We start from the raw sequence: 12,492 nt of genomic DNA, 5'->3' as shown, positions 1-12,492 counted from the left end.
CGTGCTCGACCTCACCGACGTCGAGGCCGGCTACGGGCGCACCCGGGTGCTGCACGGTGTGACGGTGCCGACCGGCAAGGTCGTGGCCGTGCTCGGTCACAACGGCGCCGGCAAGACGACGCTGCTGCGTCTCGCGATCGGCCTCATCAAGCCGTCGCGGGGACGCGTGATGTTCGACGGCGAGGACGTCACGTCGCTCGCCCCCAATCAGCGGATCGCTCGCGGCATGGCGTACGTACCGCAGGGCCAGCAAGCCTTCGGCCAGCTCTCGACACTCGAGAACCTGCAGCTGGTGGCCGACGGGCGCCGGGGCGGCAAGGCCCTCATCGACGCCCAGCTGGCTCGCTTCCCCGCACTGGAGCAGTTCGCCGCCCGGAAGGCGGGTCTGCTCTCGGGCGGGCAGCGCCAGCAACTCGCGATCGCCCGTGCCCTCATCACCTCACCGAAGCTGCTCATCCTCGACGAGCCGACCGAGGGCATCCAGCCCACGATCGTGGCCGAGATCGAGCAGACGATCATCCAGCTGGCCGAGGAGGGCATCAACGTGCTGCTCGTCGAGCAGCACATCGGCTTCGCCCTGGAGGCCGCCGAGCGCTACGTCGTGCTCGCCTCCGGCCGCGTCTCCCAGACCGGAGACGGCGGCGCGGCCGCCACGTCCACCGTGCGAGCCGCCATGGCGATTTGAGTCCGCAACGCGGTCGAAACACCGGGCGGGGAAGATACCCCGCGAGGGGGCGCCACTGTGTCGACGGACAACGCGCGCGCGGCCGCGGAGGACAGCCTCGAGGACTACGCCTTCCGCTACGTACCGCGCACCTTCCGGCGCTGGAGCGCAGCCTCCGTCGGCGCCACCGCCCTCGGGTCCATCGCGTTCCTCGCCGATTTCTCGATCGGCGCGAGCATCGGCATCGATCACGGCACCGCCAACGCCGTGCTCGGCATCCTGTTCGCGTCGGTCGTCATCGTCATCGTGGGTGTGCCCGTCGCCTACTACGGCGCCCGCTACAACCTCGATCTCGACCTCATCGCCCGTGGCTCGGGATTCGGCTACTACGGCTCGATGATCACCACCATGATCTTCGCGGGCTTCACCTGCATCTTCTTCGCCCTGGAGGGCGCCATCATGGCGCAGGGACTGCAGGTGGCGACGGGGATGCCGCTGTGGCTCGGCTATCTCCTCTCGACCGTCGTCGTGATCCCGATCGTCATCTACGGCATGCGCGCGCTGGAGCGCCTGCAGTTCTGGACCACACCGCTGTGGCTCGCCCTCGCCCTGCTACCGCTGCTGTGGATCCTCGTCTCCGACCCCGAGGTGGTCCACGCCTTCACGTCGTTCACCGGCAACTCCGACGGCTCGATCAAGTTCGGTGCCGTGGTCTCGAGTGCCGCCGTGTGCTTCGCCCTCAGCCCGCAGCTGGCGGAGCAGATCGACTACCTCCGTGCCATGCCGCCGCGCACGGCGTCGAACACCCGCTCGTGGTGGACGTCGTTCGCGTTCGCCGGCCCCGGATGGGTCATCTTCAGCGGCACCAAACAGGTGATCGGGGTGTTCCTCGCTGTCTATCTCCTGGTGAAGGTCGAACCCGGCCTCGGGCACCGCGCGACCGAGCCGGTCAAGCAGTTCGTCGTCATGTACCAGACCCTCGTTCCCGACTGGCTCGCGATCGTTCTCGCCCTCGTGCTCATCGTGGTGGCGCAGGTGAAGATCAACGTGACGAACGCGTACTCGGGCTCGCTCGCGTGGTCGAACGTCTTCACCCGGCTGGCGAAGCACTACCCGGGGCGCACGATCTTCGTGCTGTTCAACCTCGTCATCGCCTACGCGCTCATGATGCTGGACGTCTTCACGCTCATCTCGTTCGTGCTGAGCCTCTACGCGAACGTCGTCATGGCGTGGCTCGTGACGATTGCCGCCGACATCGCCATCAACAAGTGGCTGCTGCGCATCTCGCCGCGCTTCCCGGAATTCCGCCGCGGCATGCTGCACGACTGGAACCCGGTCGGGCTCGTGTCGGTGGGCCTCGCCTCGGTGCTGTCGCTGCTCGCGTTCGCCGGGCTGCTCGGTCCGGGCCTCGAGCCGTTCTCGGTGCTCATCGCGATCGGCGTCGCGCTCGTCGCCACACCGGTCACGGCCCTCGCCACGCGGGGACGCTACTACCTGCGCCGTCGCTCCGACGGCATCGACTCCCCACGGTTCGACGCCGACGGCAACCCCTCGGGTGAGCGGCTCCGCTGCCATGTCACGGGGTACTTGTTCGAGCGGCCGGATATGCTGGCCTCGGCCGAGAGGGGACCGCACGGCGAGGTGCAGTACGTCTCGTCGCTGGCGCTCACGCTCGACGATTCCGATCGACACGTGCTCCCCGCGGAAGTCACCGGGCCCCCGCGCTGGGCGGTCGCCCACTGGGCAGCCGACCGAGGGGAGGGATCGTGAGCGACGAGCCGGTCGACACCGCGACCGCGATTCTCGCGAGCGCCGCAGTGCTGCTGCGCGAGCGGACGTTCGACGACATCTCCTATCGTGCCCTCGCCGACGAGGTCGGCATCTCGGAGCGCACGATCTACCGTCAGTACCCCACGCGCGCGCACCTGCTCGCCGCGCTGTCGAACTGGATCGAGCAGACCTGCTTTCCGCTGCCGCCGTTCGTGACCGTCTCCGACTTCTGCGCCGCCGTACACGACCGCTTCCGCGCCTTCGACGCGTTGCCCGCGTACGCGTACGTCGGCGCGCGGGCGTCCGCGATCTCGCCGACGCTCGACGCAGCCGGGCCGGCCTACATCACGCGGGCGATCGAGGCGATGCTCGACGTGGCGGCGCCGACGCTCAACCGGCGGGATCGGCGGCGGGTCGCGGCATCCCTGCGCTACTTCTCGTCGGCGATGTTCTGGGCGCGGCTGCGCACGGGCTTCGACCTGGACGCCGGCGAGATCTGCGACGCGTTCGACCGCGCCGTGGGCACAGTGCTCGCGCGGCTGCCGGACGCGACGCGGGCAGAGCCGTGACCGCCTCCGGTCACGGCGGCGCCGAGCGTGTGACCGCGGGGCCGACGCTGAGCGGCACGCAGGCGGCGATCCTGGCCGCCTACGCGGAGCTGATCGAGGAGGTCGGCAGCGACGACGTGTCGTACCGGGTCATCGCGCGCCGGGCCGGCATCGGCGAGCGCACGGTGTTCCGCAACTACCCCACGCGCGTCGACCTGCTTCTGGCGACCGCGGCGTGGATCGAGGCGACGCTGTTCGCCCGCGAGGAGTCGGACTCGATCTTCGACATCCCCCTCGCGATCCGCGACGCGATGCAGCGGTACGACGCGCGGCCGGAGCTCGCGCACGTCGTCGCCGAGACCGCGATGCGCGGCGTGAGCGGCGCGGCGCCGTCGCCCGGCCGGGCGCAGCTCGAGCGGCTGCTGGACGCCGAGGTGCCGTCTCTGGACGCGGCGCAGCGCAGAGCGGTCATCGCGGCGCTGTCGCACCTCGACTCCGCCGGCACCTGGGTGACGTTCCGCCGCGAGTTCGGCATGGACGCGCGTGACATCGCCGACGCCGCCGCGTGGGCGGCGGAGGCGGTGCTCGACACCATCCGCGACCGCGTCGCGCCGTAGCGGACCGCCGGCGCCTCCCTGGCGGATGCGGGGTCCGCTTCGGGTGTCACGTTCGCCGCGGACGCGCGGAGTTCCGGCGGCTCAGCGCACGCGCTGGGCGAGGCGGTCGCGGTTGAGGAGCAGGATCGACCTCCCGTCGAGCCGGATCCAGCCGCGCGTCGCGAAGCCGGACAGCGCCTTGTTGACGGTCTCGCGCGACGACCCGACCAGCTGGGCGAGCTCGTCCTGAGTCAGCTCGTGATTGAGCCGGATGGCATGCTCGGCCCCCGACCGTTCGGGCGTGCCGAAGCGGTGAGCCAGGTCGAGCAGTGCCTTGGCGAGCCGTCCGGCGACGTCGGTGAAGATCAGGTCGGCCTGCTGATCGCCGGTGCGGCGTAACCGCCGCGCGAGTACGCGCAGGAGGTGCGGCCCGATCTCGGGTCGTTCGGCGAGCCAGGGCCGGAGCTGGTCGCGGCGCATCTGGGCGAGCCGGGCGTCGGCGACGACCACCGCGCTGGCGGTACGCGGGCCGGGGTCGAACACGGCGAGCTCGCCGAGCAGGTCGGACGGCCCCAGTACCGCGAGCAGACTCTCCCGCCCGTCGGGCGCGAGCCGGCTGAGTTTGACCTTGCCTTCGAGGACGACGTACAGCGAGTCGCCGACCTCGCCCTCGGTGAAGATCACCTCCCGTTTAAACAGGTCGAGGTACTTCAGGTTCGACGCCAGCGCCTCCGCGGCCTGCGATTCGACGTTTTGGAAGAGCCCACACCTCGCGAGTGCCTCGTCCATGGCGACCTCCTGAACCTCAGTGTCAATATTTGAGACTAGGTTTCAGACAGCAGAATGTCTAGCGGTACGACGAGGGGACGGCTGATGGGGACAGGGCGGGACACGATCGCCGAGGCGGCGTTCGGGCTGTTCGCGACGCGCGGCTACGAGGACACCTCGGTCGAGGACATCGCGGCGGCCGCCGGCGTCAGCCGGAGCACGTTCTTCCGGGCCTACGGCTCGAAGGAAGCGGTGATCTTCCCCGACCACGACGAGCTCCTGCGCCGCGTCGAGGAGCGGCTGCGTTCCACCACCGCCGACTCCGCGCTGAAAGCGGTGACCGAGGCGGTCAAGGTCGTGCTGTTCCACTACGTCGCCGAGGGGGAGCGGGCCCGCGAGCGCTACCGGCTGACCTCGGCCGTTCAGGCGCTGCGCGACCGCGAGCTGATCAGCGGCGCGCGGTACCAGCGGCTGTTCCGCCAGTTCCTCAGTCGCGGGGGCGACGGTTCGGAGCCCGCGGAGCTGCGGGCCGAGCTGGCCTCGGCGGCGGTTGTCGCGGCGCACAACCACGTGCTGCGCCGGTGGCTGCGGGGGGAGAGCGTCGATCCGCAGGCGGAGGTCGAGACCGCGCTGGCGGAGGTGCGGGGAACGTTCGATCCGGCGTCCCGGAACGAGCCGGTCGCGGTGCTGGTGGTGCCGGGTGGCGTCTCGATGACCGAGGCCGAGTCGACGATCCGGCGCGCGCTCGGATATTGACCGGTGTCGGTGGATCCGCGACGACTGACGGACCCCGCTCAGTTCGGACCCGTGGCTGCCGATACGTGAGTCACAATGCATTGGCGCAGCTGATGACGCTTGCCTACGGCGTGGTCGCGTCGATCGGCGCCCACACCGTGGTGGCGGCATGGCACGGACGCACCCGCCGCACCGGTGCCCGGCCCCTGGGCGGCCTGGCCGGCGGCTGTGGGCCGTGCTCGCGTGCGCGTCCACGCTGACCTCCGACGCGACGACACTGCGGGTCCTCGCGACCGTCGGCATCGTCGCCCAGGGGTCGTTGATCACCTCCTACGCGGTGCTGGTCTGGACGATCGGTGACCCGTCCTGGACGACCCGGCGGCGGATCGCGCTGCTGTCGGTCGAGCCGGTCGTCGCCACGGTGCTCGCGGCCACCGACGGATGGCACCACCTGTTCTTCGGCCCGGTCGCGCTCAACGCACCTGGCCGACCCCGCGGCCTCGCAGAAGAAGAAGCGGCAGCTGGGCTGGATGATCGCGATCGCGCTGCCGCCGATCGTGGTGAACGTCGTCGCGCTGGAGGTGGTTCCGCTCGGCGTCGAGCTGACGCTGATCGGTATGGCGTCCACGGTCGTGGTGCTCCGGGTCGCGCTCGATCGCCATTCGTTCGACCTGCTGCCGGTGGCGCGCGAACAGGTGATCGACGAGCTCTCCGACTATTTCTGCATCGTCGACCGGGCCGGATACGTCCGGGACTTCAACCGGCCGGCCCGGCAGCTGCTCGTGCGCCTCGGCCCGGACCTCGCCCAGCGGCGCGACGTCCGGATCGAGGGCTGCACAACCGCCGCTACCTCACCGACGCACTGAAACTGCGTTCGGGCGAGCCGACCTGCGTCGCGCTGGTGGACATCGACCACTTCAAGCGGGTCAACGACACCTGGGGACACGCGGTCGGTGACGACGTGCTGGTCGGCATCGCCCGGGAGCTGGCGGAGGGGCAGCCGCCGGGTGTCGTGGTGGCGCGGAACGGCGGGGAGGAGTTCGTGCTGGTGTATCCGGGCACCACCACCGACGAGGGCCGCGCGAGGGTCGAGGCACTCCGGGAGCGGGTGGCCGCGCGCCGGTTCGTGGTCGACGACGGGACCCTGCGGGTGACGACGCGTGGAGACCGCATCGCCGGCGGAGCTCGTGACTACTCCGTAGCCGGGGCCCGATTCCTGCGCGACGTGAGCTCTGGATGCGCGTCGCCGTCGTCAGAAGGGCTCGTCGAGCTCGAACTGCACACTCTGCACCGACGCCACGTGTTCCTTCGGTACGGCGAGGTGAGCAGGGTGAACGAGGTAGGCACCGAAGTCTTCCGCGTGCTCGAACTCCGTCACGACGGCGTAGTCGGCGTTCGTCGGACGGACGCCGAGATCGGCCCCCTGCCGAGTCCGGATAGCGAAGGGCAGCCGGGCCGGAAGCTCCGCGAGCGCGGTTCGGAACGCTTCGACGTCGGCGCTCGTGGCGGAGTCCTTGAACACCAGGGTCAGGCAGTGAATGAGCATGCGTCGACCTCCTTAGACCGCTCAGACTCCCCATCGAGCACCGCGCTGTCAATGCCGAAGAAGTGAGCATCCATTGACACCGGGGGCCATCAACCACGGATAAGCGCCTATTGCGTCCAAGGGCCCAGCATTCGCGAGTTAGTACTCATTGACACCTGCGACCTGTCGCGCTTACGTTCTGACGGCCGGCACCGGAACGTGCAGCCGGGCTCTTCCATCGCGCACAGAGGAGTGACGATGAAACTGGGATGCTCGTTTGCGACGTCGTTGGAGACCCCCGAGCACATCCGCATCGCGGAAGAGCTCGGCTACGAGCGAGCGCTGTGCTACGACTCGCCCGCCCTGTACCCCGACGTCTGGATGGCGCTCTACCGGGCCGCGGAGCTGACCGATCGCATCGTGCTCGGGACTGGCGTCCTGATTCCCGCGCTGCGTCATCCGATGGTCACCGCGTCCGCGATCACCACGTTGATCAGTGCGGTCGGTGAGGACCGGGTGATGGTCGGCGTGGGGAGCGGCTTCACCGGCCGGATGGCGATGGGCAAACCGGCGATGCGGTGGGCGGAGGTCAAGCACTACATCGAGGTCGTCCAGGCTCTGCTGCGCGGCGAACGCGTCGAGTGGGAGGGCGCGATCATGCAGGTCATCCATCCCGACGAGCGTTTCGGTCCCGGTCCGGTGTCGGTGGCGTGGGGGGTCGCGGGCGAAGGCCCGATGGGCACCCGGGTCGCCCGCGAGGTCGGCGCCGAGTTGTTCCGGATCAGCGCGCCCGAGCCGGGTTTCGACGACCAGATGATGATCGTGTCGGGCACCGTGCTCGACGAGGGTGAAGACCCCGGCTCGCCGCGGGTGATCGATGCGGCCGGTGGGTACGCGGCCCTGTTCCTGCACTGGGCGGTCGAGCACAACCAGATCGATGCACTGCTCGGTGAGGCCGGGCACGTGTGGGCGGCCGCGTACGACCACATCCCGAAGGACGTCCGCCACCTGGCCATGCACGATCGGCACGTCGTCGGTGTCAATGACATCGACATGCCGTTCGTCAACGGCGCGGTCGTGACCGCGTCCGGGGCGGCGTTGACGGCGAAGGACTGGCGAGCGCGCATCGACCAGTTCGAAGAGGCGGGCGTCTCCTACCTGCACTACCAGCCGGCCGGTTCCGACATCCCACGCGAGCTCGAAGCCGTCGCCACCGTCTTCAACAGCTGAGCAACCCGAGAGGATCTCTGACGCCGATGCGCGACCTGCGCTTCATCGAGCTCGAGCCGGACGGGCCGATCGCGACGGTTTGGCTGAACCGTCCCCCCGTCAACGCCACCGACAAGCAGTTGTACGACGAGATCCACCACGTCTTCAGCCACGTGGACGACTACCTGCCGGACGCCAGGGCCATCGTCCTCGCCGGCCGGGGACCGCACTTCTGCGCGGGCAACGACCTGGCCGAGTTCCAGACCATGGATCCCGCCAACGCGCCCGAGCGGCTGCGGACCGCCCGGGAAGCGTTCTGGGCGATCTACGACTCGCCGACGCCGGTGATCGCCGCTGTTCACGGCGTCGCAGTCGGGTCGGGGCTGGCCATCGCCGCCTCGTGCGATCTGGTCATTGCCGCGAAGGGTGCGCGATTCGCCACCCCGGAGGTCAACGTGGGTGTCCTCGGCGGCGCGAAACACCTCTCACGGTTGGTGCCGCAGGGCGTCGTGCGGCTCATGCACTTCACCGGTGACCTGTATCCGGCCGAGCAACTCCAGGCCTACGGCGGCATCGTCAGCGTCGTCCCCGCCGACCAGCTGCTCGAGGAGAGCCGGAAGCTGGCGCGCTCGATCGCCCGGCACAGTCCGGTCGCCCTCCGCCTCGCGAAGCAGAGCCTCAACGGCATCGAGTACCTGGCCCTCAAGCCGGGCTACGAGTTCGAGCAGGGCCTGACCCGGCAGCTGTCCGGATACGACGACGCCAAGGAAGCCGTGAACGCGTTCCTGGAGCGTCGCCCGCCGGTCTACACCGGACGCTGAGGGGCCGGGATGCACAGCGAAACCGAATCCATCGAGCAGTTCAGAGCTCGCGCACGGGCCTGGCTCGCAGGCTCCGACATCCCCGTGGTCGACGAGGACCTCGACGCCCGTTTCACGGTGCTGCGGCGGTGGCAGAAGACCCTCTACGACGCGGGATGGCTCGGCATCGGCTGGTCGACCGACCCGGGCGGGCCGGGCCGTGGTCCGCTCCACCGGCTCGTGTTCGCCGAGGAGCTGGCCCGCGCAGGCGCACCGTCACCGATCGGCCTCATCGGCCTGGAGGTGGTCGGCCCTTCGATCGACCGCTACGGCACCGATGCGCAGCGGTCCGAGCTGCTGCCCCGGCTACTGTCCGGCGACGACATCTGGTGCCAGGGTTTCTCCGAGCCGGGCGCCGGCTCCGACCTCGCCTCACTCCGAACCCGGGCCGTCGTCGACGGCGACGATTTCGTGGTCTCGGGCCAGAAGATCTGGACCAGTTGGGCGCACGAGGCCCACTGGTGCGCGTTGCTCGTCCGTACCGACACCACGGTGCGCAAGCAGTCCGGAATCAGCTACCTGCTCGTCGACATGAGCAGTCCGGGCATCACGACGCGGCGCATCGAGCAGATGACCGGAGACCGCGAGTTCTGCGAGGTCTTCTTCGACGACGTTCGCGTACCGAGCAGCAGGCTGCTCGGTGCGGTCAACGAGGGGTGGGCGATCGCATCGCACACGCTGGGAAGCGAACGGGCGTCAGCGGCGGTCCGCCGCCGCGTCGAGTGCGAGGTAGCTCTCGGCGAGGCGATCACCGAGCTGCGCACCCATCTGGCGGCCGTTCCCGAGTCGTCCGAACGGCGGCAGCGGATCACCGCGACCCTCGGTCGGTGCTACGCCGCGCTGCGGACGCTCGACGGCCAGACCCGGCGGACCACGACCCGTTTGGTCGACGGGGTCGGACCCACACCTGTCGACTCCGTCGACAAGCTACTGCTCACACACGTGGAGCAGCTCGTTTTCGGTGACCTCGCGCAGCTGTTGGGCCCGCTGCGCGCGGTCCCCGACGCACAGCCTCTCGGGCTGCCCAGTGGGCGCTGGGCCCGCGAGCACCTGTACTCCCGTGCCGCGTCCATCTACGGCGGGTCCTCGCAGATCCAACGCACGATCGTGGCCGAGAAACTCCTGGGGTTGCCCCGTGGCTGACGACTTCGCCCGCTTCGACCAGGCCGTCGACGAGTACCTCGTGCGGCACTACACCGTCGACAGGCGCCGTGCCCTGCTGGGCGCCGGAGGATTCGACGCGCCGCTGGCCGCCGAGCTGGCTGACCTCGGCTGGTACTCGCTCGCCGTGCCCGAAGCCGAGGACGGACTCGGTGTTCCGCTGTCCGACCTCGGCGGGATGTTCATGCAGGCCGGGCGCCACCTGCTGATCGGACCGCTGCTCGAGAACACGCTCCTGCCTGCGCTGCTGCAACGCTCCGGCGACGGGGAAGGGTCGGACGCCCTCGCGGCTGCGGTCCGGACCGGTGTGCCTGTCGCGCTGGTCGACCCGGGCGTCTCCGACGACTGCTCCACCGACCTCGGGTCGGTCTCGCTCACCGGCGGCCGACTGCACGGCAGCGTCGCTGCGGCCAGGTTCGCTCAGCACGCGAGCCTGTTGGCCGTCGTCGCAGGCAGCGTTCTCTGCCTGGTCGATCCCCGCGCGGACGGCGTGCGGATCTCAGCACTGCGTAGCGCTGATCCCGCCGTGTCGTTCGGCCGCGTCGACCTCACCGGCGTCCACGTCGACGCGGTCGTCGGCCGGGACGACACCGAGCTGATCACGCGGATCAGAGCGTGGGCGCGGCTGTTCCTGGCGTGCGAACTCGACGGGCTCGCCCGTAGCAGCCTCGACCGAACGGTCCAGCACCTGAAGACCCGCGAGCAGTTCGGCAGACCGATCGGGGCGTTTCAGGCGCTCGCGCACATCGCCGCCGACATGCACACCGCGTCGTCCGGACTGCACAGCCTCTGTTTGGCCGCGCTCGCCGACGCCGGCGACGCGACCGACGTCGCTGAGCTCGAACTCGTGGCCGTGTCGGCCAAGGCCCACGCTGCGGGGACGGCCGTTCGAATCTGCGAGGACGCGATCCAATTGCACGGCGGGATGGGTTTCACCACGGAGAGTGACGTCAGTTGGTATTACAAGCGCGCGGTGGCGCTGCGTGCTTGGTACGGCGATGAACAGGAACTCCACCGCAGGATCGGCGCCGCCCTGCTGGACCGCGCGACGGAGACCCTCGCATGAAGCCGACCCGACTGGACCCGCACCGCCGTCTCGAACACACGCAGTCCGGCGTCTGGACCGGAACTCTCGTCGACTCCCACCTGGCCGCCGCCGCGACGGCCACACCGGGTCGGGTAGCGGTGATCGACCGGGACCGGTCCTGGAGCTACGCCGACCTCGACCGTGCGGTCAACCGGTTCGCCGCCGCGCTGCAGGCGCAGGGCGTCGTCGCCGGAGAGGTGGTGTCGTGGATCCTCCCCAACTGGGCCGAGGCCATCGTCGTGCACCTCGCCGCGCTCCGGATCGGCGCGGTCAGCAACCCCATCATCCCGATCTACCGTCACCGCGAGACCGCGTTCATTCTCCGGCAGGCACGGACCACAGTGCTCGTCGTGCCCGGCGTCTTCCGGAGGTTCGACTACCCGGCGATGGTCGAGGAGATCCGGGCCGAGCTTCCCGACCTCACGACCGTCGTGGTGGTCGGCGAGCCCACCCACGAGGGTCACCTCGCATTCGAGTCGTTCCTCGCCGGGGGAGACCCTGAGGCGTTGCGCCGCAGCTCGCGGGACGCCGACGACATCGCCCTGCTGCTGTACACCTCCGGCACGGTGGCGGCTCCGAAAGGCGCCCTCCACAACCACAACACCCTCGACTACGAGAACCGCAGCATCATCGACTTCTTCGGTCTCACCGGGTCCGACGTGGTGTTCATGCCCTCGCCGGTCGGTCACATCATCGGAGTTCTGTACGGCCTGCAGCTGCCGTTCATGCTCGGTACGACTGTCGTCCTGCTCGACGTCTGGGAGCCGGGCAGGGCCCTCGAACTCATCGAGCAGCACGCGTGCAGCTTCGTGGTGGCCGCGACGCCGTTCCTGCTCGGCCTCGTCCAGCACCCGGCGCTGACCGACCACGACATCAGCTCGTTGCGCGTGTTCGCCTGCGGCGGTGCGGACGTTCCGCCGGAGTTGATACGGAGCGCCACCACCGCGTTGAGGTGCATGGTGAGCCGGGGCTACGGGTCGACCGAGTTCCCCACCGCGAGCGCGTGCAACGACTCCGACGACCTCGCCAAACGGGCCATGACGGACGGCCGTCGGATCGGGGACGCAGAGGTACGCATCGCCGATGACGGTGAGCTCCACGTCCGAGGACCCGAGCTGTTCCTCGGCTACCTCGACAGTTCCCTCAACGACGACGCGTTCACAGCCGACGGGTGGTTCCGCACCGGCGACCTCGCCCGCATCGACGCCGACGGCTACGTCGAGATCACCGGCCGCAAGAAGGACATCATCATCCGTTCGGGCGAGAACATCAGCGCCAAAGAGATCGAGGACCAACTCTTCGAGCACCCGCAGGTCGCCGAGGTCGCAATCGTCTCGTCGCCCGATCCCGTGGTCGGCGAACGCGTGTGTGCCGTGGTCGTTCCCCGACCCGGTCGGAGCGTGACGCTCGGCGAGCTCGTCGGGTGGCTCGAGGCACGGCGAATGGCCCGGCAGAAGTTGCCCGAACGGCTCCTGCTCGTGAACGAACTGCCCCGCAATGCCAGCGGCAAGGTCCAAAAATTCCTGCTCCGCGAACTGGCGAGCAAGGCAACGAACGCATGACGACCAA

General features: G+C 69.5%; 14 protein-coding genes and 2 pseudogenes. 14 read left to right on the top strand and 2 right to left on the bottom strand.

Features of this window, described 5'->3' with window-relative positions; translation table 11 throughout:
* The first annotated feature begins 1 nt into the window (after position 1).
* From ACGFY5_RS15185 to ACGFY5_RS15170, 4 genes are read left to right on the top strand one after another with little or no spacing between them, the layout of a single operon-like run.
* Positions 2-685 carry an ATP-binding cassette domain-containing protein gene (locus ACGFY5_RS15185; protein WP_392720223.1) on the top strand — a complete coding sequence of 228 codons (684 nt, stop codon included), beginning with the start codon at positions 2-4 and terminating at the stop codon, positions 683-685.
* A 57-nt stretch (positions 686-742) separates the two neighbouring features.
* The gene (locus tag ACGFY5_RS15180) at positions 743-2,434 is read left to right on the top strand and encodes a purine-cytosine permease family protein (RefSeq protein WP_392720222.1); all 1,692 of its coding nucleotides are present in this window, start codon (positions 743-745) and stop codon (positions 2,432-2,434) included.
* Entirely contained in the window at positions 2,431-3,003 is a 573-nt protein-coding gene (locus ACGFY5_RS15175; RefSeq protein WP_392720221.1) for a TetR/AcrR family transcriptional regulator, read from the top strand. The genes ACGFY5_RS15180 and ACGFY5_RS15175 overlap by 4 nt, the downstream gene beginning before the upstream one ends.
* The gene (locus tag ACGFY5_RS15170) at positions 3,000-3,599 is read left to right on the top strand and encodes a TetR/AcrR family transcriptional regulator (RefSeq protein WP_392720220.1); all 600 of its coding nucleotides are present in this window, start codon (positions 3,000-3,002) and stop codon (positions 3,597-3,599) included. Before ACGFY5_RS15175 ends, ACGFY5_RS15170 begins: the two co-directional genes overlap by 4 nt.
* Before the next feature lie 81 nt (positions 3,600-3,680).
* Here ACGFY5_RS15170 and ACGFY5_RS15165 read toward each other — a convergent pair whose 3' ends face one another.
* Positions 3,681-4,367, bottom strand: coding sequence for a Crp/Fnr family transcriptional regulator (locus ACGFY5_RS15165; RefSeq protein ID WP_392720219.1), 687 nt, complete (start codon positions 4,365-4,367; stop codon positions 3,681-3,683).
* A gap of 84 nt (positions 4,368-4,451) precedes the next feature.
* On the opposite strand from ACGFY5_RS15165, the gene ACGFY5_RS15160 reads away from it, so the two are divergent.
* From ACGFY5_RS15160 to ACGFY5_RS15140, 5 genes and pseudogenes are all read left to right on the top strand, one after another.
* Complete coding sequence (locus ACGFY5_RS15160; protein WP_392720218.1) at positions 4,452-5,102, top strand: TetR/AcrR family transcriptional regulator; 651 nt, start codon at positions 4,452-4,454, stop codon at positions 5,100-5,102.
* 92 nt (positions 5,103-5,194) lie between these two features.
* Positions 5,195-5,341: a hypothetical protein gene (locus ACGFY5_RS15155; protein ID WP_392720217.1), complete on the top strand. Its 147-nt coding sequence runs from the start codon at positions 5,195-5,197 to the stop codon at positions 5,339-5,341.
* A pseudogene (locus tag ACGFY5_RS15150) lies at positions 5,317-5,487 on the top strand (hypothetical protein); the annotation flags it as partial. The gene ACGFY5_RS15155 and the pseudogene ACGFY5_RS15150, both read left to right, overlap by 25 nt.
* A 124-nt stretch (positions 5,488-5,611) precedes the next feature.
* Positions 5,612-5,947, top strand: a complete 336-nt coding sequence (locus ACGFY5_RS15145) for a hypothetical protein (RefSeq protein WP_392720216.1) — start codon at positions 5,612-5,614, stop codon at positions 5,945-5,947.
* Positions 5,914-6,174: pseudogene (locus ACGFY5_RS15140) on the top strand (GGDEF domain-containing protein); the annotation flags it as partial. The gene ACGFY5_RS15145 and the pseudogene ACGFY5_RS15140, both read left to right, overlap by 34 nt.
* Positions 6,175-6,333: 159 nt before the next feature.
* Here the strand turns inward: ACGFY5_RS15140 and ACGFY5_RS15135 are convergent.
* Positions 6,334-6,627 carry a Dabb family protein gene (locus ACGFY5_RS15135; RefSeq protein ID WP_392720215.1) on the bottom strand — a complete coding sequence of 98 codons (294 nt, stop codon included), beginning with the start codon at positions 6,625-6,627 and terminating at the stop codon, positions 6,334-6,336.
* 237 nt (positions 6,628-6,864) lie between these two features.
* Between ACGFY5_RS15135 and ACGFY5_RS15130 the strand changes: the two genes are divergently transcribed.
* Genes ACGFY5_RS15130 through ACGFY5_RS15110 form a run of 5 tightly spaced genes read left to right on the top strand, consistent with a single transcriptional unit; the run spans position 6,865 to position 12,485 of the window.
* Complete coding sequence (locus ACGFY5_RS15130) at positions 6,865-7,836, top strand: LLM class flavin-dependent oxidoreductase (RefSeq protein WP_392720214.1); 972 nt, start codon at positions 6,865-6,867, stop codon at positions 7,834-7,836.
* 26 nt (positions 7,837-7,862) lie between these two features.
* A complete protein-coding gene (locus tag ACGFY5_RS15125) occupies positions 7,863-8,636 on the top strand; it encodes an enoyl-CoA hydratase-related protein (protein WP_392720213.1) in 774 nt (257 codons plus the stop codon).
* Between the two features lie 9 nt (positions 8,637-8,645).
* Positions 8,646-9,818: an acyl-CoA dehydrogenase family protein gene (locus tag ACGFY5_RS15120; protein WP_392720212.1), complete on the top strand. Its 1,173-nt coding sequence runs from the start codon at positions 8,646-8,648 to the stop codon at positions 9,816-9,818.
* Positions 9,811-10,902: an acyl-CoA dehydrogenase family protein gene (locus tag ACGFY5_RS15115; RefSeq protein ID WP_392720211.1), complete on the top strand. Its 1,092-nt coding sequence runs from the start codon at positions 9,811-9,813 to the stop codon at positions 10,900-10,902. Before ACGFY5_RS15120 ends, ACGFY5_RS15115 begins: the two co-directional genes overlap by 8 nt.
* On the top strand, positions 10,899-12,485 hold the full coding sequence (locus ACGFY5_RS15110) for an AMP-binding protein (RefSeq protein ID WP_392720210.1): 1,587 nt from the start codon (positions 10,899-10,901) through the stop codon (positions 12,483-12,485). The genes ACGFY5_RS15115 and ACGFY5_RS15110 overlap by 4 nt, the downstream gene beginning before the upstream one ends.
* The last annotated feature ends 7 nt before the right edge of the window (positions 12,486-12,492 follow it).

This window comes from Cryptosporangium sp. NPDC048952, from assembly GCF_043197895.1.
In the GTDB taxonomy this organism is placed as follows: Bacteria; Actinomycetota; Actinomycetes; order Mycobacteriales; family Cryptosporangiaceae; genus Cryptosporangium.
The sequence above is the reverse complement of the archived record's forward strand: the minus strand, read 5'-3'. Positions and strand labels throughout refer to the sequence as shown.